General features: G+C 64.1%; 18 protein-coding genes. 11 read left to right on the top strand and 7 right to left on the bottom strand.

The window, feature by feature from the left end:
• Positions 1-12 precede the first annotated feature (12 nt).
• Positions 13-1,821 (bottom strand): PHA/PHB synthase family protein, encoded by a 1,809-nt coding sequence (locus XI09_RS16770; protein ID WP_271567801.1) that lies wholly within the window; start codon positions 1,819-1,821, stop codon positions 13-15.
• A 254-nt stretch (positions 1,822-2,075) separates the two neighbouring features.
• Between XI09_RS16770 and XI09_RS16765 the strand changes: the two genes are divergently transcribed.
• The 5 genes from XI09_RS16765 to XI09_RS16745 all read left to right on the top strand — a co-directional run bounded on the left by XI09_RS16765 (position 2,076) and on the right by XI09_RS16745 (position 7,105).
• Entirely contained in the window at positions 2,076-2,351 is a 276-nt protein-coding gene (locus XI09_RS16765) for a hypothetical protein (RefSeq protein ID WP_049823187.1), read from the top strand.
• Positions 2,352-2,566: 215 nt separating this feature from the next.
• Entirely contained in the window at positions 2,567-3,787 is a 1,221-nt protein-coding gene (locus XI09_RS16760; protein ID WP_271567800.1) for an LL-diaminopimelate aminotransferase, read from the top strand.
• A gap of 29 nt (positions 3,788-3,816) precedes the next feature.
• Entirely contained in the window at positions 3,817-5,133 is a 1,317-nt protein-coding gene (locus tag XI09_RS16755; protein WP_271567799.1) for a homoserine dehydrogenase, read from the top strand.
• Between the two features lie 115 nt (positions 5,134-5,248).
• A complete protein-coding gene (gene glpX / locus XI09_RS16750) occupies positions 5,249-6,250 on the top strand; it encodes a class II fructose-bisphosphatase (protein WP_271567798.1) in 1,002 nt (333 codons plus the stop codon).
• Between the two features lie 135 nt (positions 6,251-6,385).
• Positions 6,386-7,105: a haloacid dehalogenase type II gene (locus tag XI09_RS16745; protein ID WP_271567797.1), complete on the top strand. Its 720-nt coding sequence runs from the start codon at positions 6,386-6,388 to the stop codon at positions 7,103-7,105.
• A gap of 35 nt (positions 7,106-7,140) precedes the next feature.
• Here the strand turns inward: XI09_RS16745 and XI09_RS16740 are convergent, their stop codons facing one another.
• From XI09_RS16740 to XI09_RS16725, 4 genes are all read right to left on the bottom strand, one after another.
• Positions 7,141-7,563, bottom strand: a complete 423-nt coding sequence (locus XI09_RS16740; RefSeq protein ID WP_271567796.1) for a cupin domain-containing protein — start codon at positions 7,561-7,563, stop codon at positions 7,141-7,143.
• A gap of 41 nt (positions 7,564-7,604) precedes the next feature.
• Positions 7,605-8,348: an SDR family oxidoreductase gene (locus XI09_RS16735; RefSeq protein ID WP_271567795.1), complete on the bottom strand. Its 744-nt coding sequence runs from the start codon at positions 8,346-8,348 to the stop codon at positions 7,605-7,607.
• A gap of 265 nt (positions 8,349-8,613) precedes the next feature.
• Positions 8,614-9,585 carry an MBL fold metallo-hydrolase gene (locus XI09_RS16730; protein WP_271567794.1) on the bottom strand — a complete coding sequence of 324 codons (972 nt, stop codon included), beginning with the start codon at positions 9,583-9,585 and terminating at the stop codon, positions 8,614-8,616.
• Positions 9,586-9,920: 335 nt separating this feature from the next.
• Entirely contained in the window at positions 9,921-10,586 is a 666-nt protein-coding gene (locus tag XI09_RS16725) for a GntR family transcriptional regulator (protein ID WP_271567793.1), read from the bottom strand.
• A 118-nt stretch (positions 10,587-10,704) separates the two neighbouring features.
• Between XI09_RS16725 and XI09_RS16720 the strand changes: the two genes are divergently transcribed.
• The 6 genes from XI09_RS16720 (at position 10,705) to XI09_RS16695 (ending at position 17,126) form a co-directional block, all read left to right on the top strand.
• Positions 10,705-11,499, top strand: a complete 795-nt coding sequence (locus XI09_RS16720; RefSeq protein ID WP_271567792.1) for an enoyl-CoA hydratase/isomerase family protein — start codon at positions 10,705-10,707, stop codon at positions 11,497-11,499.
• Between the two features lie 9 nt (positions 11,500-11,508).
• Positions 11,509-12,768 (top strand): CaiB/BaiF CoA transferase family protein, encoded by a 1,260-nt coding sequence (locus XI09_RS16715; RefSeq protein WP_271567791.1) that lies wholly within the window; start codon positions 11,509-11,511, stop codon positions 12,766-12,768.
• A gap of 51 nt (positions 12,769-12,819) precedes the next feature.
• Positions 12,820-13,812, top strand: a complete 993-nt coding sequence (locus XI09_RS16710) for a Bug family tripartite tricarboxylate transporter substrate binding protein (protein ID WP_271567790.1) — start codon at positions 12,820-12,822, stop codon at positions 13,810-13,812.
• A gap of 277 nt (positions 13,813-14,089) precedes the next feature.
• Positions 14,090-14,572 (top strand): tripartite tricarboxylate transporter TctB family protein, encoded by a 483-nt coding sequence (locus XI09_RS16705; protein ID WP_271567789.1) that lies wholly within the window; start codon positions 14,090-14,092, stop codon positions 14,570-14,572.
• Between the two features lie 11 nt (positions 14,573-14,583).
• Positions 14,584-16,125 (top strand): tripartite tricarboxylate transporter permease, encoded by a 1,542-nt coding sequence (locus XI09_RS16700; protein ID WP_271567788.1) that lies wholly within the window; start codon positions 14,584-14,586, stop codon positions 16,123-16,125.
• Positions 16,122-17,126, top strand: a complete 1,005-nt coding sequence (locus XI09_RS16695; RefSeq protein ID WP_271567787.1) for a 4-hydroxythreonine-4-phosphate dehydrogenase PdxA — start codon at positions 16,122-16,124, stop codon at positions 17,124-17,126. The genes XI09_RS16700 and XI09_RS16695 overlap by 4 nt, the downstream gene beginning before the upstream one ends.
• 50 nt (positions 17,127-17,176) lie before the next feature.
• Here the strand turns inward: XI09_RS16695 and XI09_RS16690 are convergent, their stop codons facing one another.
• A complete protein-coding gene (locus XI09_RS16690) occupies positions 17,177-17,638 on the bottom strand; it encodes a transposase (RefSeq protein WP_442869601.1) in 462 nt (153 codons plus the stop codon).
• A 197-nt stretch (positions 17,639-17,835) separates the two neighbouring features.
• The gene (locus tag XI09_RS16685; protein ID WP_271567785.1) at positions 17,836-18,912 is read right to left on the bottom strand and encodes a hypothetical protein; all 1,077 of its coding nucleotides are present in this window, start codon (positions 18,910-18,912) and stop codon (positions 17,836-17,838) included.
• Between the last annotated feature and the right edge of the window lie 375 nt (positions 18,913-19,287).

The following is a 19,287-nucleotide window of genomic DNA, read 5'->3' as shown; positions in this document are numbered from 1 at the left end:
CAGGAGATTCCGCTATGCGCGAACCCTGACATAGCTGCCGGGCGCATCCTCGATCGGGGGGAGCGCCTCGCTGCCGACTGCGCGCGCCGGGACTTCCTCGGGATCGAGCTCGCCCAGCCATTGCCGCCAGTCCGGCCACCACGAGCCCTTGTGCTCGACCGCGCCCTTCATCCACTCGGCGACGTTGACGTCCTTGATGTTGTCGTTGGTCCAGTACTGGTACTTGTTCGAGGCGGGCGGGTTGACCACGCCGGCGATGTGGCCCGAGCCGGACAGCACGTATTTCACCGGGCCACCGAAGAACTGCGAGCCGTACAGCACCGACTCGGCCGGCGCGATGTGGTCCTCGCGGGTGGCGAGGTTGTAGACGGGCACCTTGACCTTGGAGAGATCGAGCAGCGTGTTGTCGAGCACCATCGTGCCGGTCGACAGCCGGTTCTCCAGATAGCAATTGCGCAGGTAATAGGAATGGTTCGACGCGGTCATGCGCGTCGCATCCGAATTCCAGTGCAACAGGTCGAACGCGCTCGGCTGCTGGCCCTTCAAATAGTTGCTGACGACATAGGACCAGATCAGATCGTTGGAGCGCAGCATGTTGAAGGCCATCGCCATCTTCGAGCCTTCGAGCACGCCGGCGGTCTTCATGTCCTGCTCGAGCGATGCGATCTGATCCTCGTCGACGAACACGAGGAGATCGCCGGCATGGGTGAAGTCCACCTGCGCCGCGAAGAACGTGGCGGACGACACGCGCTGGCGGCGCTTCTCGGCGAGCCAGGCCAGCGTGGTCGCGAGCATCGTGCCGCCGACGCAATAGCCGGCGGTGTGCACCTTCATCTCGCCGGTGACCTTCTCGATCACGTCCATTGCCGTGAGCGGGCCTTCCTTCATGTAGTCTTCCCAGCTCTTGTTGCCGAGCCGCTTGTCGGGATTGACCCATGAGATCACGAACACGGTGATGCCCTGATCGACGCACCACTTGATGTAGGATTTCTCCGGCTTGAGATCGAGGATGTAGAACTTGTTGATCCAGGGCGGCACGATCAGGAGCGGGGTGCGCAGCACGTTCTCCGTGGTCGGAGAATACTGGATGAGCTGCATCATCTCGTTCTGGTAGATCACCTTGCCCGGCGTCGTCGCCATGTTGACGCCGACGACGAGATTGTCCGGGTTGGACTGGCGGATCTTCAGCATGCCCTTGCCGGCGGCGATGTCCTCCGCCAGCATCTTCAGGCCGCGCGCGAGATTTTCGCCGCTGCTCGCCACCGTCTCGCGCAGCACCTCCGGATTGGTCAGCACGAAATTCGAGGGCGACAGCGCGTTGGTGACCTGCTGGACGTAGAACTCCGCCTTGCGGCGCGTCTGCGGATCAAGCCCGTCGGCGTCACGCACCAGCTCCTGCGCCCATTTGGTCGTGAGCAGATAGAGCTGCATCACGAAATCGAAGAACTGGTTCGACTTCCATTCCGGGTCGGCAAAGCGCTTGTCGCGCGGCGAGGGCGCGATCGCGGGCGGGGCCTCCTGACCGGCCATGCGGCGCGCCGCCGAACCCCAGAGGTCGAGATAGTCCTTGGCGAGCTTGGTCTGGAGATCGGAAGAGCGGGACGTGTCCGACAGCCAATATTCGGCGACCGAGGTGAAGGTCTTGACGACTTCGGCAAGCTCGGCCGGCGGACGGTCCTGCACCTCGCCGCTCTCGCGCGGCTTGAGGAAGGCGGCCAGCGCCTTGCCGCCGCTCTCCATCGCCCGCGCGACATTCATCGCGAAGGCTTCCGCATCGAACTTCGTCTCGGGTTTGGGCGTGTCGGTCGTGGCCATACTCATGGGCAGAACAGTAACGATTCATTCCGTATTCGTCACCGCGAAGCTCGCATGTTTGACGTTAAACACTCTCGAAGATGTGTTGCACTGCGACAAATTTTCTTGGTTCCGTCACAATCGAGCCGCACCGCTCGGTTTGGTGGTCCCGGGCTGTTTTCTCGCTCGCACCATTTGGGCAGCAATGGTTTGAGCTTGGGCGTGGTCTTGGGTAAGGTTGCCCGGGGCCGTGCTTTGGGACGAGTAGGGGATTTTCCCAAGTGTTGGCGTTGAGGGACCTGCAAAAGTCGCTGCTGATCGGTGGCGCGCTGCTGAGCGTGGCGTTCGCGCTGGGCGGCTGTTCGAGTCAGCTCGCGGATATGACGCCTGCGGATGCGCAGGCGCATCCCCGGGAGCCCGGCAGCTATTTGCCGGTGCATGATCTGCCGCCGGAGCGCGATCAGGCGGTCATTCCGCCGGACCAGCGCGCCAAGATCGAGGCCGAGCTTGCGGCTGCGCGCGACCGCCAGGCGGTCGCCGCCAAGGACGCCAAATGAGGCGGTGCAAGGTAATCGCTGGCGCGACCGCCTTGCCGTGCTAAAAAGACCTCAGTTCAGCCGAGAGTCAGGGCGAACGACTTCAGCCTCCGTCGTCGAAAATTACTCTAAGCATTTGATTTTGAGTAATTTTCGCGAAAGGGGCGGCTCGTCTTCGAACGGCCGTCCCAGCCTGTCGATTCTGTCCTGACCGGGTGCCCGGAGCCCAGAGAGCCATGGAAGAGTTTTACCGCATCCGCCGCCTTCCGCCTTACGTGTTCGAGCAGGTCAACCGGGCCAAGGCGGCCGCGCGGAACGCCGGCGCCGACATCATCGACCTCGGCATGGGCAATCCGGACCTGCCGGCACCGCCGCACGTGCTGGAGAAGCTCAAGGAGACGCTCGGCAAGCCGCGCACCGACCGCTATTCGGCCTCCCGCGGCATCCCTGGCTTGCGCAGGGCTCAGGCCGGCTACTACGCCCGCCGCTTCGGCGTGAAGCTCAACCCCGACACCCAGGTGGTGGCGACGCTGGGCTCGAAGGAGGGCTTTGCCAACGTGGCGCAGGCGATCACCGCGCCGGGCGACGTCATCCTCTGCCCCAACCCGAGCTACCCGATTCACGCCTTCGGCTTTTTGATGGCGGGCGGCGTGATCCGCTCGGTGCCCTCCGAGCCGACGCCGCAGTTCTTCGAGGCGGTGGAACGGGCGATCGTGCATTCGATCCCGAAGCCGCTGGCGCTCGTGGTCTGCTACCCCTCGAACCCGACCGCCTATGTCGCGAGCCTCGACTTCTACAAGGACCTCGTCGCCTTCGCGAAGAAGCACGAGATTCTGATCCTGTCCGATCTCGCCTATGCCGAGGTCTATTTCGACGAGAACAACCCGCCGCCCTCGGTGCTCCAGGTGCCCGGCGCGATCGACGTCACCGTCGAGTTCACCTCGATGTCGAAGACCTATTCGATGGCCGGCTGGCGCATGGGCTTTGCGGTCGGCAATGAGCGCGTGATCGCGGCGCTCGCCCGCGTCAAATCCTATCTCGACTACGGCGCCTTCACGCCGGTGCAGGTCGCCGCGACCGCCGCGCTGAACGGCCCCGACGATTGCATCAAGGAGATGCGCGACACCTACCGCAAGCGCCGCGATGCGCTGGTGGAATCGTTCGGCCGCGCCGGCTGGGAGATTCCGCCGCCGGAAGCCTCGATGTTCGCCTGGGTGCCGCTGCCGGAAGCGTTCCGCAGCGTCGGCAGCATGCAGTTCGCGACCCTGATGGTGGAAAAATCCGGCGTCGCGGTGTCGCCCGGCGTCGGCTTCGGCGAGCATGGTGAAGGATATGTCCGCATCGCCATGGTGGAAAACGAGCAGCGGATCAGGCAGGCCGCGCGCGGCGTGCGTCGCTTCCTTGAAAGCGGCATCGAAACGTTGCACAACGTCGTTCCGCTCGCCAACCGGCGCTAATTCTCTTCGACAGGTTTTCTGAAGGCATCATGGTCGCACCCCTGAAAGTGGGCATAGCGGGGCTCGGCACCGTGGGTGCCGAAGTCGTCCGTTTGATTGAAACACAGGGACGCGTGCTCGCGGGCCGCAGCGGCCGCGGCATTCGCGTCGTCGCCGTCACCGCGCGCTCGAAGGCCAAGAAGCGCGGTGTCGACCTGCGCGGCGTCGAATGGGCGAAGGATCCGATGGCGCTGGCCACGCATCCGGAGGTCGACTGCTTCGTCGAGTTGATGGGCGGCGCCGGCGATCCCGCGCTCTCCGCGGTCGAGGCCGCGCTCAATGCCGGCAAGTCCGTCGTCACCGCCAACAAGGCGCTGCTGGCCAAGCACGGCCTGAAGCTCGCCAAGGCCGCCGAAAAGCACGGCGGCGCGCTGAATTTCGAGGCAGCCGTCGGCGCCGCGATCCCCGTCATCAAAACGTTACGCGAGGGCCTGGCGGGAACCGGCATCAACCGCGTCTACGGCATCCTCAACGGCACCTGCAATTACATCCTGACGCGGATGGAGCAGGAGGGCCTGTCATTTGCCGAATGCCTCAAGGACGCGCAGCGGCTCGGCTATGCCGAGGCCAATCCGTCCTTCGACGTCGACGGCCACGACACCGCGCAAAAACTCGCCATTCTCGCCAGCCTCGCTTTCGGCACGAAAGTTGCTCAAAGCGCGGTGTATGTCGAAGGTATCTCCTCCATTGCGCCGGAAGATCTTCGCGCGGCTGCCGATCTCGGTTACCGCGTCAAGCTGCTCGGCGTTGCGGTCCGCACCGCCAAGGGCATCGAGCAGCGCGTGCATCCGACCATGGTTCCAAAATCCTCCTCGATCGCGCAGGTGATGGGTGTCACCAATGCGGTCACGATCGATGGCGAGGGCATTCCGCCGATCACGCTGGTCGGCCCCGGTGCAGGTGGTGCTGCGACCGCATCCGCCGTCGTCGCCGACATCGCCGACGTCGCGCGCGGCATCCGCGCCAATCCGTTCGGCCGGCCGATCTCGCACCTGCGCGACACCAGGAAGGCGCCGATGGAGCGGCACGAGGGCGGCTACTACATCCGCCTCCTGGCGCGTGATTTCCCGGGCACTGCGGCTGCGATCGCGACCCGGCTGGCAGAACAGAAGATATCGATCGAGTCGATCGTGCAGCGCCATCCCAATGGCGGCGCTGCGTCGGCGAACGGCAAGGCGGTGCCCGTGCCCGTCATCCTGATCACCTACGCGACGCACGAAGACGCCGTGCGCCGCGCGCTCGCCGCCGTGCAGCGCGACAAGGTGATCAGCGGACGGCCGCAGGTGATCCGGATCGAGAAGAACTAGAGCATGCTCGAATAGAAGAGCAGGAAACACGGAGCGCGGTTCGAACGAACCGCTGATGTTGCGAGTTGATGTGGACGGAGATTTCCGTCCAAAACTGTCTTGAAGGAGTGAGCCGATGTCGACCCATATTTCAGTCCCGCCGCATGCGTTGCTCGAGCGCATTCTCACGCTGGAGATCGTGCGCGTGACGGAGCGGGCGGCGGTGTCTTCGGCGCGACTGCGCGGGCACGGCAATGAGAAGGCGGCCGACCAGGCCGCGGTGGACGCGATGCGGCGCGAGCTCAACAAGCTGCCGATCGAGGGCACCATCGTGATCGGCGAGGGCGAGCGCGACGAGGCGCCGATGCTCTTCATCGGCGAGAAGGTTGGCATGAACGCCGGCCCGCAAGTCGACATTGCGGTCGACCCGCTCGAAGGCACCACGCTGTGCGCCAAGAACATGCCGGGCTCGATTGCCACCATGGCGATGGCCGACGGCGGCACGCTGCTGCACGCGCCCGACGTTTACATGCAGAAGCTCGCGATCGGCCCCGGTTACGCCAAGGGTGTCGTCGATCTCGATGCGACGCCGGCTGACAACGTCCGCCGCCTCGCCAAGGCCAAGGGTGTCCAACCGGACGGCATCACCGTTCTCGTACTCGACCGTCCGCGCCATGCCAGCATCATCGAGAGCGTGCGCTCGACGGGTGCCGCCGTGCGCCTCATCACCGACGGCGACGTCGCCGGCGTGATCCACTGCGCCGACCCCGACAACACCGGCGTCGACATGTATCTCGGCACCGGCGGTGCGCCGGAAGGCGTGCTCGCGGCCGTGGCGCTGCGCTGCATCGGCGGCCAGATGCAGTGCCGCCTCATCCTCGATTCCGACGAGAAGCGCGAGCGCGCCGCCAAGATGGGCGTCAACGATCCCAAGATGATCTACGGCATCGAGGACATGGCGCGCGGCGACTGCCTGTTCGCCGCCACCGGCGTCACCACGGGCTCGCTGCTCTCGGGCGTCAAGTTCCGCAAGGACGGCGTGATCGAGACCGAGACGGTGGTGATGCGCTCCGTCACCGGCACCGTGCGCTACATCAAGGCCGAGCACCGCGAGCTGGCGAAGTTCCACCTGGACTAAGAAGTCTGTCATTCCGGGGATCGCGCAGCGAGAGCCCGGAATCCATCGGGCGGCAGAGTCCGAGGTGAAATGGATTCCGGGCTCGATGCTGCGCATCGCCCCGGAATGACAACAAGAACAATCAGGGAAGCGCACATGTCCGATCTCTCCGCCGTCAAAGCCCTGGTCTTCGACGTGTTCGGCACCGTGGTCGACTGGCGCACCAGCCTGATCACCGACTTCATGTGGTGGAGCAAGCAGCGCGGCATCAGCGCCGACTGGACCGCACTGGTCGACGGCTGGCGCGGCATGTACATGGCCTCGATGGACGACGTGCGCAAACATCCCGAGCGCGGCTACGTCATGCTCGACGATCTGCACCGCCGCTCGCTGGAAAAGCTGGTCGCGCAATTCTCGATCAAGGGCCTCACCGACGCCGATCTCGATTACCTCACCAAGGGCTGGCATCGCCTGCATCCCTGGCCCGACAGCGTCGCGGGGCTAACGCGGCTGAAGTCGAAATTCGTCATCTCGCCGCTGTCGAACGGCAACGTTGCGCTGCTCACCAACATGGCGAAGTTCGCCGGCCTGCCGTGGGACCTCGTCATGTCCGCGGAGCTGTTCGAGCACTACAAGCCCGATCCCGAGACCTATCTCGGCGCCGCGCGCCTGCTCGGCCTCAAGCCGGGCGAGGTGATGATGGTCGCCGCCCACAACGGCGATCTCGCCGCCGCGCAGAAGAACGGGCTGAAGACCGCGTTCGTGGCGCGGCCGACCGAGTACGGGCCGCTTCAGAAGGTGGACTTCGAGGCGACTGGCAATTGGGACATCGTCGCCAGGGATTTTGGCGGCATCGCCGACAAGCTCGGCTGCTGATATCTTGCGCTGAAGCGGGGACGACGGCCCGCGCTCTACTTCGCGATCGGCGTTGTCAGCTCTGTATCGGTTGTGTCCACCACGAAGACGGCCAGCAGCTTCGCCGGCTCGGTATCGCTGGCGTTGGTGCTGACGGCATGGCGATCGCCGGGCTTCTCGAAGAAGTTCTCTCCCTTGTGAAAGACCTTGGCGGGCTCGTCATTGACCTGACTTCGAATGGCTCCCTCCAGCACCGTGGCATAGATGAACGCGGAGCGCGCGTGGGTGTGAGCAGGTGAGGAGCCTCCGGGACCATACTCGACCAGCACGCCCTTCATGCTCTTGCCGGGAGCGTTCGGCAGGACCTGGTCCAACACGACGGTCACCTTGGCCGACTTTGCGGCCGGCTGCGTCTCGGCTGCATGGGCCGCGAGGAGGAATGCGGCGTAAGCCGCCGTTGCGATCAGCAATCTGCGCATGGGATTTCCTTCATTGCCGTGGTTGCCGCGACCTTGGGACCTCAGGCCGTCGCGAGCCATGTTGCGAGCGGTGTTTTCCCGAGCCGCGCCTCGCCGAGCGGGACCAGCGAGGTATCCGCGATGGGAGAGCCGTAATACGGCGCCTTGGCGTCGCCCACCACCGGACGGCTATCGCCGGACGCTTTCAGGCGGCGCGCAACGAACTCGTTGAAGGGGGCTTTTTCCGGTCCCGCGATATCGATCGTGCCGTTGAGCGGACGTCCCGTCGCGACTTCCGCGAGGGAAGCGACCACGTCGTCGGATGCGATCGGCTGAAACAACGCCGATGGCACGACGATCCGGCCGTCGGCCGCGCCCGTCTCCGCAATGGCGCCGAGGAATTCAAAAAACTGCGTGGCGCGAACGATCGAGTAGGGGACCGGAGATGCCTTGACGATGGTCTCCTGCGCGAGCTTGGCACGAAAATAGGCGATGTCGGGCGAGCGATCGGTTCCCACGATCGACAGCGCGACATGATGCTTGACGGAAGCTGCAGCCTCGGTCGCGGCGAGGTTTTGGCTCGAACGCTGGAAGAATTCGAGCACGGCGGCGGGCTCCCAGGACGGCGCGTTGGCGACGTCGACCACGACATCCGCACCCGCCAGCGCGGCAGCGAGGCCTTCCCCGGTCACGGCGTTCACGCCTGTTTTCGGGGAGGCCGCGATGACCACGTGGCCTTGCTGCTTGAGCCTCGCAACGAGCTTGGATCCGATCAGTCCGCTGCCGCCGATCACGACGATCTTCATGGCATGTCTCCTGAGCATTTTGCGAGCGTGAGCGGCGTAAGACCAAAGCGGCGTCACGCGCTCACGTCGATGAATGTGATGCGAAGGGACTCTTACCCGAGCAGTGAGGCGGGCTCTTGCCTGGAACGGGCCTGCCTTGCCGGAAAATGCTCCAGAAGTGTCGTTGCGCCGCGACAGGAACCGGTCAGGGATCATTCCCCTCCGTCGGGTAGATCAAGCGACCGGCCCGGGCCGCACATGCGCGACCCGGGCTTGATGTCGCCGACTACAACGTCATCTGCATCGGTTCGGGATAGTAGTGGAAGCCGTCGCCGGCCTTGGCGACGTGGCCGTAGCCGGGCCAGGCGAAGTGATAGGACATCACGGGCGTCTTGTTGGCCGCCAGCATGGTGAGCAGCTTGACGCGTGACTCGGCTGCCTGTTTCGGGTCGGTGTCGTAGGAGAATTCCATCCGCGGCCGCTCCAGCAGCAGCACGGAATGGTGCGAGAGGTCGCCGAGGAAGGCGAAGGACTTGCCAGCCGAGCTGACCATGAAGATGGTGTGGCCGACGGTGTGACCGGGCGCCGCGATTGCCTGCACGCCGGGCAGGAATTCCTGGCCGTCCCTGAAGAACACGATGCGGTCGCGGACCGGCAGCAGGTTCTTGCGGGCGTGCACGACGAAGTCCTTGGCCGGGCTCGCCATCTTGCCTTCATCGGTCCAGAAGTCGAAATCGGTCTGGGAGATGTAGATCTGCGCGTTCGGAAACAGCGGCTTGTTGTTGGCATCCACGATGCCGCCAATGTGGTCGATATGCGCGTGCGAGCAGACCACGGCATCGATGTCCTCCGGCTTGATACCGGCTTCCGCCATGCTCTTCTGTTGGCGGCCGGTGGTGGCGCCGAACATCTTGGAGCTGCCCATGCCGGTATCGAACAGGATGAGCTTGTCGCCGGTGTTCACGATCGGGGAGTTCTGCTCGAGCACGACGTTGTCCGGCGACAGGAAATTGTCGGCGAGCATCTTCTTCACCTCTTCCTTCGGGACGCCGGTGAAGGTGCCGGAGGGATCGCCGAGCGGCAGCGGCCCGTCGGAGACGACGGTCACCTCGGTGTCGCCGAGAACGAAGCGATGCCAGTAGGGTGTCTGGGTGCCGAGCTTGGGAGCGCGTGCCATCGCACTGCTGCCGAGCATTGTGCTGGCGCCAAGGCCGGCACCGAGTGCGAGCAGGGATCGACGTGAGACATCAAGTGTCATTCGTTTCCTCCATTCTTCTTTTTGAGCTGCGCGATTGTATCGCGCGTGATGTTCGGCCTGAGGCCAGCAGTGGAATGCTGCGCCGGTTCAGGCAAGCTAGCAAGTGGAATTGGTTTGCGAGCAAGCGCGGCTTGTCAAAGTGAGCAGCGCAATTCCGGAGCGAGACAAAAACCATCGCTTGCCGACATTGCTCTGGTCAGCACGATCCAGCCGGGTGGTGCCGCAATGCAATCAACGATTGTGTCGCGATTGTGTCTCCTGACCGCGCGACGCGGCGGGACTGCAAGAATCTTTTTGCGTCAGCATCGAGCGCAGGGGATAGGCCTGACGTGATCTCACGCGATCCGCAGCGCGAGGTCGCTTGCTTCCGTCTCGGCAAAGCCCGCCTGCAAGACCTCTTCGCGCTTGTGACGGAGATGCGCACGCAGGATGTGCGAGAGGCCGGCACCGTCGCGCCGCTGCAGCGCGTTCAGGATCGCCTCGTGCTCCATCACGGCGAACGCCCAGCGTTGCGGCGTCATCGGCGTGACGTAGCGCGCGCGGCGAATGCGCGCGGTCACGGAGGCGTAGAGCCCGGTCAGTGCGGGATTTCCGGCCGCGGCGACGATGGCTTCGTGAATGGCGCGGTTGCCGCGATAATACTGGATCAGGTCGCCCTCGCGATAACGCTGCACCATGTCCGTGTGCGCAGCGGCGATCTCGCCGATCTCGGCGTCGGTGATGCGCTCGCAGGCGAGCTCGCCGGCGAGGGCTTCGAGGCCCTGGCAGACTTCGAACAGGTCGCGCATGTCCTTGTCGGTCAGCTTTGCCGCGCGCGAGCCGCGATGGGGCAGGAGCTGCACGAGGCCTTCGGCCGCGAGCACCTTGAGCGCTTCGCGCAGCGGCGTGCGCGAGATCTGGAGCCGGTCGCACAGCTCGCGCTCGGGAATCCGCGCGCCCGGCGGGATTTCGCCGTCGAGCAGGATGGCGCGGATGCGGCCGACGACCTCCTCATGAAGCATGGCACCGTCGCTCCAGTTTGAATGCAAAAACGAAGTAATCAGTCGAAATATGGAAATTCCAGCTTGCTAATCCCAAATTTTGCATTCAAAAATGTAAAAAACAAGAGGAGATGAGGAAATGGACCTGGCTGCGGAGGCGGACGACCTCGTTTTTGAATGCAACGACGGCATCGGGCGGATCACCTTCAACCGCCCGCAGGCGCGCAACGCCTTCACCTTCGCCATGTACGAGCGCCTCGCGGCGATCTGCGAAGAGGCCAACCGCGATCATTCGCTCAAGGTGCTGGTGTTGCGTGGGGCCGGCGACAAGGCCTTCGCCTCGGGCACCGACATCAACCAGTTCCGCGCGTTCAAGACGCCGCAGGACGCGATCGATTACGAGAACCGCATCGACCGCGTGCTCACTACGCTCGAGCAGTGCCGGGTCCCGACCATCGCCGCGATCAACGGGTTCTGCACCGGCGGCGGGGCGGGCATCGCCGCAGCCTGCGACCTGCGCATCGGCACCAGAAGCGCCAAAATCGGATTTCCGATCGCCCGGACGCTCGGCAACTGCCTCTCGATGTCCAATGTCAGCCGTCTCACCGCGCTCATCGGCGCCGCGCGCGTCAAGGATCTGATCTTCACCGCGCGTCTCATTGACGCCACCGAAGCCGTCGGCGTCGGGCTGCTCGGCGAGGTCGTCGAGGATCTTGCCGCCCTCGACAGGCGCGCCGACGAAGTAGCCCGGCTGCTGGCCGGTCACGCACCGCTGACGCTGACCGCGACCAAGCAGGCGGTGGCCCGCCTGCAAAGGCGGCTGACGCAGGACGAGGGCGAAGACCTCATCCTGATGTGCTACACGAGCCAGGATTTTCGCGAAGGGCTCGATGCTTTCCTCAACAAGCGCGCGCCGCAATGGCGCGGCCAATAGGACGGGCCGATGCAAAGCGATCGATCGCAATCCACCTCTCGCCGTTCGGGACCGCTCGCCGGCCTCAAGGTCATCGATCTCACCCATGTCATGGCGGGGCCGACCTGCACTTTGATGCTCGCCGACATGGGCGCTGATGTCATCAAGATCGAGAAATGGCCGAACGGCGACGACACCCGCCATTCGGTGCCGCCGAAGATCGGCGAGGAGGCGGCCTCCTTCCTGATGATGAACCGCAACAAGCGCGGCATCGTGCTGGACCTCAAGACGGATGGCGGCAAGAAGGTGCTGCGGCGGCTGATCGCGGACGCCGACGTGCTGGTCGAGAATTTCGCGCCGGGCGCCATGGAGCGCCTCGGCTTCGGCTACGAGGAGCTGCATGAGCAGTTTCCGACGCTGATCTACTGCTCGCTGTCGGGTTTCGGCCGCACCGGCCCCTACAAGCACCGCCGCGGCTTCGATCTGGTCGCGCAGGCGATGAGCGGCATCATGAGCTTCACCGGTGAGCGTCCGGATGGGCCGCCGGTGAAGTGCGGCCCGCCGTTGTCCGACATCACCGCCGGCCTGCTCGCGAGCATGGGCATCCTTGCCGCCTATACGCATCGCCTGAAGACCGGCGAAGGGCAGTGGGTCGAGACCTCGCTTTACGAGGCGGCCCTGGTGCAGACCTACTGGCAGTCCACGATCGCGCTGGCCGCAGGCACCGCGCCGCGCGCGATGGGCTCGGCCCATCCGCTCAACGCGCCGTATCAGGCCCTCGAGGCGTCGGACGGCTGGCTGGTGGTCGGCGGCGCCAACAAGAAGCATTGGCTCCTGATGCTCGAAGCGCTCGGTGCAAGCGAGCTTGCCGCCGATCCGCGCTTCGTCACCGGGGCCGACCGCATGGCGCATCTGAAGGAGCTCGAGGCCGTCCTGAGCGAGCGCTTTCGCACCCGGTCGCGGGCACATTGGCTCGCGGCGCTCGACGAGAAGGGCGTGCCGTGCGGCCCCGTGCACGACATGCTGGAGGCGCTCCGCGATCCGCAGACGCTGGCGCGCGAGATGGTCGTCGAGGTCGAGCATTCCACGCTCGGCCCCGTGAAGACGATCGGGCTTCCGGTCAAGTTTTCGGAGACCCCAGGCAAAGTGCGCATCGGCGCGCCGGTCTACGGTGAGCACACAAGCGAGGTGCTGGCCGAGCACGGGTTCGACCAGAAGCAGATCGAAGCGCTCGAACAGGAAGGCGCAATCGTTTTAGCCGCGAACAGACGCGAGGAACGCGTCGCCTGACCGGACGTCGATACAACAAATAAAACAGAACATAAAAAGCTGGAGGAAATCATGGGCCGGACGTCAACACTTCTGCTTTCCGCAGCCGCGACCGTGCTCGCCGGCACAGTCCCGGCGTTTGCGGCCTGGCAACCGCAAAAGCCGATCGAGTTCGTGGCCACCGCCGGGCCGGGCGGCGGCACCGACAATCTCGCCCGCGCGGTGCAGAACATCGTCACCAAGTACAAGCTGACGGAGCAGCCGATCGTCGTCGTCAACAAGGGCGGCGGCAGCGGCGCCGAAGGCTATGTCTACGGCAAGGCGTCCGCAGGCGACCCCTACAAGGTGATCTTCGGAACGTCGAACGCCTGGCAGCAGCCGCTCGTCTCCAAGGTCGCCTTCAACTACACCGATCTCACCCCGATCGCGGCGATGGCGCAGGACGAGTTCCTGCTCTGGGTCAAGCAGGACGCGCCCTACAAGACGGCAGGGGATTATCTGAAGGCGGCCGCATCGGGCGAATTCAAGATGGGCGGCGCGCAATCGAAGGACACCGACGAGGTGCTGACCCGCATGATCGAGAAGGCCGGTCAGGTCAAACTGACCTACATCCCTTTCAAGAGCGGCGCCGAGACCGCCGTGCAGCTCGCCGGCGGACACCTCGACTCCCACGTCAACAATCCCAGCGAGAGCCTTGGGCAATGGCGCGGCGGCACGCAGCGACCGCTTTGCGTTTTCAGCCCGAAGCGGCTGCCGCAGGGCCCAAAGGTCACCGCGACCGAAGGCTGGAGCGACGTTCCGACCTGCCTCGAGCAGGGGCTCGACATCAAGCAATATGAGCAGCCGCGGACGGTGTGGCTGCCCGGCAAGGTCACGCCGGACCAGGCCGCGTTCTATGTCGACCTCATGAAGAAGGTGCAGGCGACGCCGGAATGGAAGGACTACATCGAGAAGACCTCGCAGGTCGACACGTTCCTGACCGGTGCCGAGTTCGACAAGTTCATCAAGGAGGACCTCGAGCACGTCAAGCAGGTTGCGGGCGAGCAGGGCTGGCTGGTCAAGTGAGGCTGGGCTGTTGCATCGGCAGTGACGATGGGGGCGGGGCTTCCTGCCGCATCTCGCCCATCGCGCCACAAACTCCACCGTCGTCCCGGCGAACGCCGGGACCCATACCGCGTGATCTCTCGATGAGTGTTGGTGGTGGTACCGACTTGGCTTCCAGTCCTCGTCAAACTTCTCCCTGGGGTTATGGGTCCCGGCTTTCGCCGGGACGACACTTGATGGGCTGGAAAACGCGTGCGTCATTCACCGGTCGCTGCACGCCGCTCGAACGGAGCCCCCGATGATATCGCGCCGCGCGCTTGAACTTGCGACCGCCGTCCTCACCGGCAGCTTTGGTGCGGCCGTCGTCGTCTCCAGCCTCGACAACGGCATCGGCTGGTCGAGCGCGGGGGTGGACGCCGGCACGTTCCCGTTCCTGACCGGCATCATCATCGTGCTCGGGAGCCTCTACAATCTGGTGCGGGGTCTTCTGCCGGCAACCACGCTCGCAAGCGTTCCCATCGCGATCACACCGATCGAGCTGCGCCGGCTTGCCGGCCTGTTCGTGCCGGCCGCGATCTTCGTGGCCGCAATCCCGCTGGTCGGGATGTACCTCGCCTCAAGCCTGTACGTCTTCGCGGTGCTGGCGATCCCGAGGCACCAATCCGTGCCGCGCGCGCTGGCGATGGCGGCGGCAACGGCGCTCGCGCTCTACGTCGTGTTCGAGCGCATGTTCCAGGTCAGCCTGCCGCATGGCGCGCTCGCCGCCGCGTTCGGCATCTGACGGAGAGGCCGATGGATAATCTCCAGCAACTCCTGCACGGCTTCACCATCGCGATCACCGTGCCGCATCTGGTCCTGATGGCGGTCGGCGTCCTGCTCGGCATTCTCGTCGGCGTGCTGCCGGGGCTGGGCGCTCCGAACGGGGTGTCGCTGCTCCTGCCGCTGACCTTCGGCATGCAGCCGGTGTCGGCGATCATCCTGCTCTCCAGCATGTATTGGGGCGCGCTGTTCGGCGGCTCGGTGACCTCGATCCTGTTCAACATCCCCGGTGAGCCGTCCTCTGTCGCAACCACCTTCGACGGCTATCCGATGGCGCGCGACGGCCGGCCGACGACGGCGCTCGCGACCGCCTTCGGCTCGGCTGCGTTCGGCGCGCTGATCGGCGTCATCCTGATCACCTTCCTCGCATCCTGGGTGGCGCAGGTCGCGCTTGCCTTCGGGCCGCCGGAATATTTTGCGGTCTATTTCCTCGCCTTTGCGAGCTTCGTCGGCATGGGCGGGGCGGCACCGATCAAGACCGTCGTCGCGCTCGCGATCGGTTTTGCGATCGCCGCCATCGGCATCGATACCGTCTCGGGCAGCGTCCGCCTGACCATGGGCATCGACGAGCTGGTCAAGGGGGTGAACTTCGTCGTCGCCGTGATGGGCCTGTTCGGCATCGGCGAACTGTTGGTGGCCGTCGAGGAGGAATTTCATGCCCGCGCCGTCTCCTCGAAGATCGATTGGCGCGAGGTGTTTCGCGCGGTCGGCCGCCTGCCGCGGCACAGCGTTGCGCTGCTGCGCAGCGCCGCAATCGGCTGCTGGATGGGGATCACGCCGGGCGGCCCGACCGCCGCATCCTTCATGAGCTACGGCATCGCCCGCCGCTTCTCGCGCCGCGGCCGATATTTCGGCACCGGCGAGGTCGAAGGCATCATCTCGCCGGAGACGGCCGATCATGCCGCCGGCACCAGTGCGCTGCTGCCGATGCTCTCGCTCGGCATTCCCGGCTCGGCGACCGCGGCCGTCATGATGGGCGGGCTCATGATCTGGGGCCTCAATCCCGGGCCGATGCTGTTCGTCGACCAGAAGGATTTCGTCTGGGGCCTGATCGCCTCGATGTATGTCGGCAATATCGTCGCGGTCGCGCTGGTGCTGCTGACCGTTCCGGTCTTCGCCGCCCTGATGCGAATTCCGTTCGTGGTCATCGCGCCCCTGATCGTGATCATCTGCGTCGTCGGCGCCTATTCGGTGTCGAACTCCTATCTCGACGTGGTCATGATGCTCGGCTTCGGAATCGTCGGCTATCTCTTCAAGAAGCTGTTCTATCCGCTGGCGCCGCTGGTGCTCGCGATCGTCATCGGCGACAAGGCCGAGGATGCGTTCCGGCAGTCGATGCTGATGTCGAAGGGATCGCTCGGGATCTTCTTTGCGAACAAGCTGGTGACGTGCCTGATCGTGGCCGGCATCGCGCTGCTGCTGCTTCCGCTCGCGTTGCAGCTCGCGCGTTTGCTGCGCAAGCCGACGCCATCCGCCAGGAATGAGACGACAGCTCAGGAGAAGGTGATCATATGACCGCAAAGCCGCTCATTGCATTGGCGATGGGAGATCCCGCCGGCATCAGCCCGGAGCTGACCACGAAGCTCGTGGCGGAGAACGACATCCGCGCGAGCTGCCGGCTCGTGGTGATCGGCGACCGCCGCATCTTCGACGAGGGCGCGCGCGTTGCGGGCGTCAAGCCGGACCTGACCATGGTGGAGCAGGGGGCCGACCTTCGATCGGCGCAGGGCGAGGCGCTGTTTGTCGATCTTCGCCACCTCGATCCCAAGGACGTCGAGCCGAAGACCGCGACCCTCGCCGGCGGAAAATTCACGCTGGCAAACTACAAGCTGGCGCTCGAACTCGGCCGCGACGGCCGCGTCGATGCCGTCTGCTTCACCCCCTTCAACAAGCAGGCGATGCGGCTTGCCCGCGCCGAGTATGACGACGAGATCGCGTTTTCCGCGGAGGTGGTCGGCCTCGAGACCGCGGCAAGCGAGTTCAATGTGCTGGACCGGCTCTGGAATGCACGGGTCACGTCCCACATCCCGCTGAAGGACGTCGCCGCGCGACTGTCCAGCGAGCGCATCCATCGTGCGCTCAAGCTGACCGATTCCTGCATGCGCAACGCCGGCTTCGCGGAGCCGCGGATTGCGGTTGCGGGTCTCAATCCTCACGCCGGCGACGGCGGCAATTTCGGCCGCGAGGAGATCGACATGATTGCGCCGGTGGTCGCGGCCGGCCAACGCGAGGGCATTGCCGCGGAGGGGCCGTTCCCGGCCGACACCGTGTTCCTACGCGCCAAGGGCGGTGCCTTCGATGCGGTGCTGACGATGTATCATGACCAGGGCCAGATCGCGATGAAGCTGATGGGCTTCGATCGCGGCGTGACCTTGCTCGGCGGCTTTCCATTCCCGATCTGCACGCCCGCGCACGGCACCGCCTACGACATCGCGGGCCAGGGGATCGCATCGATCGGCGCCAGCCGCGCCGCGCTGCTGCTCGCGGTGGAGATGGCGACGCGCCGTGCTGGGTGATCGCCAACGGGCACTAGCTCGTCGGCTGCGCCAGTCGTCCTCGGGAAAAACTAGGGCGTGGACTCATTACGCGCAGCCAGCCATAGACGGATGGATGCGAGCTGGACGAAAGCAAGATAGTTGGCGGCTAGCTTATCGTAGCGTGTAGCGACCAGACGACATTGCTTGATCCGATTAAAGAACCGTTCGACCCTGTTGCGGGCGCGGTAGAGATTAGGGCTGAAGCAGATTGGATCGATGCGATTGCGTTTGGGTGGGATGTTGGCCCATGCCATGGCGAGCTCCCTGATCCAATCGGCGTCGTAGCCACGGTCAGCAAGCAGCATTGACACGGATTTCAGATGAGACAGCAATTTTCCAGCAAGCAGATCGCGCCATGGCGCTCCAGATCGCAAGACCCAGAAGATGCCATTGAGGACACGACGATCATTCACCCGCGGCACACCGCGCGGCTTGTTCGGTAGCATCGGCTTGATTGCAGCCCACTCTTCGTCGGTGAGTTCGTAGCGCATGATTCGTCCCATCGATAGGAACTTGAATCACGGCAAGACGGTCCGGCTCAACGTGGCCCGCGAGGGACGGTCGGCCGCTATGCAACCGAAAGCGGACCTATTACGCTCACCTCGAGTTTTGTCGTTCATGACCCTTTGCGGACATATCGAAATCAAAACAGACCGAAATGGCCGAGACGAGAAGCACCGCGGCTCAACTACGGAAGTCCATTTGTCACCGTAAAGGGATTGAAGCCACGTTCCGCGAGGGCAGCCCACGAAGCTGCGCCAAGATGTGACAATCGGAAATAGTGTCGCGGCTTGGTCGGATCGGTGTCCAACACGAACCCGGTCGGTAACTCGCGGACACTTGTGGCATAGAACCCACCATCCGGCGACCTCTGGGATTCGATTACAGCGATCAACGAGTTTGCCCTCCCAGTCCTGCCGAGCAATTTCATTAAGAGAGCCATTTGGCCCGTCCCTTCGGTCCACACACCGTCTCGGTCTTCACCGTAAGAAAAGCCCTCGTCGACACTCATTCGCTGTTCGGCGGTCGTAATTGCCGATGCAAATTTCTCGACCGCTCCGTGGAGCGCTATTAAAGGCCAGACCTGAGCATCGAGAGCCAAAATCGGATTGTGGGTGACGCCGTCTTCAGCGGTCCCTGCAGCGAAACAGGCGCATGCCGGATTCCACATCGTATTTACGAAGTACTCAGCGCCCGTTGCCTTATCGCGCCAGCGCGAATCGCCTGTACGGATCGCAAGAAGGCCAAACGCGGCGGCGAGGTCAGTATTATGTTCAGTCGATTTCCACGTCCGCACTTCCGGCGTCGGTTCGTGCCCAAACGTACCACCCGTGAAACCGCCAGTACCGCGCGTATCGGCCCATTGCGCGACCCAGGCGCCAAGCCGTGCTGCACCATCGCGGAACCGAGAGCCGGTGTTCACATCATCAATCGACAGCAACGCCAACATGGCCCATGCCATGTTACCAACATCGCTGCCCACCTGATATCGATCCTCTAACCATTTGTTCTGAGTATTGTCCCACCACCCTGGAAGTTTGACGGGGCCATTCGCCACCACACCCGCGGCGTAAGCGTTCCTGAGCCGTCCATCATGCCAGGTGCGGTCGTTGTCGATGGCCCAGAGAATCGCCGAGCCAATCCGATGCGCTTTGTCTTGCTCACCGCAACCGACCAATGCGATGGCGGCTACCGCATTGTCATAGAGGTAGGCGGCGCCATGCAGAGGCCCCGATTCGACGGTCGGATAGCTGGGCAGGAACAACGGCCCTGATGGCGGTGCCTTATCAATTAGACCAGCGAGGTATCCGCACGCTGACGTTTTTGGTGCTGTTGAAGCCTGCAGTGGAGCGGAGGCCATCATGATTGCGAAAGTCGCGACGACCCAAGTGTGAAGGCAGAGCCCGCGACAACGGTAGAAGCAATAAGTGATTGGTGCCGGTAGCATTTCGCTGCCTCTCATGTCTTTTCAACCAAGATAGGCTTTAGGACATCGGGAGGAAAGCCGGTCAGGATCGAGTAAAAAATGTGCCTTCGTCTTCAATGGCAGCTTATGACCCAGGCTGTGTGATAACCCCTTTGTCGACTGACAGGTCGAGAGGCCCGGGATCGGGCTTCGGGTCTGGAGTTGGCTCCAGTG

Source organism: Bradyrhizobium sp. CCBAU 11386, assembly GCF_028128955.1.
Classification (GTDB): Bacteria; Pseudomonadota; Alphaproteobacteria; order Rhizobiales; family Xanthobacteraceae; genus Bradyrhizobium.
The sequence above is the reverse complement of the archived record's forward strand: the minus strand, read 5'-3'. Positions and strand labels throughout refer to the sequence as shown.

Excerpts from the sequence above, each read along its gene's own strand:
- XI09_RS16720 (WP_271567792.1), top strand. The coding sequence starts at position 10,705 with ATGGACCTGGCTGCGGAGGCGGACGACCTCGTTTTTGAATGCAACGAC.
- XI09_RS16710 (WP_271567790.1), top strand. The coding sequence starts at position 12,820 with ATGGGCCGGACGTCAACACTTCTGCTTTCCGCAGCCGCGACCGTGCTC.
- XI09_RS16690 (WP_442869601.1), bottom strand. The coding sequence starts at position 17,638 with ATGCGCTACGAACTCACCGACGAAGAGTGGGCTGCAATCAAGCCGATG.
- XI09_RS16725 (WP_271567793.1), bottom strand. The coding sequence starts at position 10,586 with ATGCTTCATGAGGAGGTCGTCGGCCGCATCCGCGCCATCCTGCTCGAC.
- XI09_RS16730 (WP_271567794.1), bottom strand. The coding sequence starts at position 9,585 with ATGACACTTGATGTCTCACGTCGATCCCTGCTCGCACTCGGTGCCGGC.
- XI09_RS16705 (WP_271567789.1), top strand. The coding sequence starts at position 14,090 with ATGATATCGCGCCGCGCGCTTGAACTTGCGACCGCCGTCCTCACCGGC.
- XI09_RS16695 (WP_271567787.1), top strand. The coding sequence starts at position 16,122 with ATGACCGCAAAGCCGCTCATTGCATTGGCGATGGGAGATCCCGCCGGC.
- XI09_RS16760 (WP_271567800.1), top strand. The coding sequence starts at position 2,567 with ATGGAAGAGTTTTACCGCATCCGCCGCCTTCCGCCTTACGTGTTCGAG.
- XI09_RS16770 (WP_271567801.1), bottom strand. The coding sequence starts at position 1,821 with ATGAGTATGGCCACGACCGACACGCCCAAACCCGAGACGAAGTTCGAT.
- XI09_RS16745 (WP_271567797.1), top strand. The coding sequence starts at position 6,386 with ATGTCCGATCTCTCCGCCGTCAAAGCCCTGGTCTTCGACGTGTTCGGC.
- XI09_RS16755 (WP_271567799.1), top strand. The coding sequence starts at position 3,817 with ATGGTCGCACCCCTGAAAGTGGGCATAGCGGGGCTCGGCACCGTGGGT.
- XI09_RS16735 (WP_271567795.1), bottom strand. The coding sequence starts at position 8,348 with ATGAAGATCGTCGTGATCGGCGGCAGCGGACTGATCGGATCCAAGCTC.
- XI09_RS16700 (WP_271567788.1), top strand. The coding sequence starts at position 14,584 with ATGGATAATCTCCAGCAACTCCTGCACGGCTTCACCATCGCGATCACC.
- glpX (WP_271567798.1), top strand. The coding sequence starts at position 5,249 with ATGTCGACCCATATTTCAGTCCCGCCGCATGCGTTGCTCGAGCGCATT.
- XI09_RS16715 (WP_271567791.1), top strand. The coding sequence starts at position 11,509 with ATGCAAAGCGATCGATCGCAATCCACCTCTCGCCGTTCGGGACCGCTC.
- XI09_RS16740 (WP_271567796.1), bottom strand. The coding sequence starts at position 7,563 with ATGCGCAGATTGCTGATCGCAACGGCGGCTTACGCCGCATTCCTCCTC.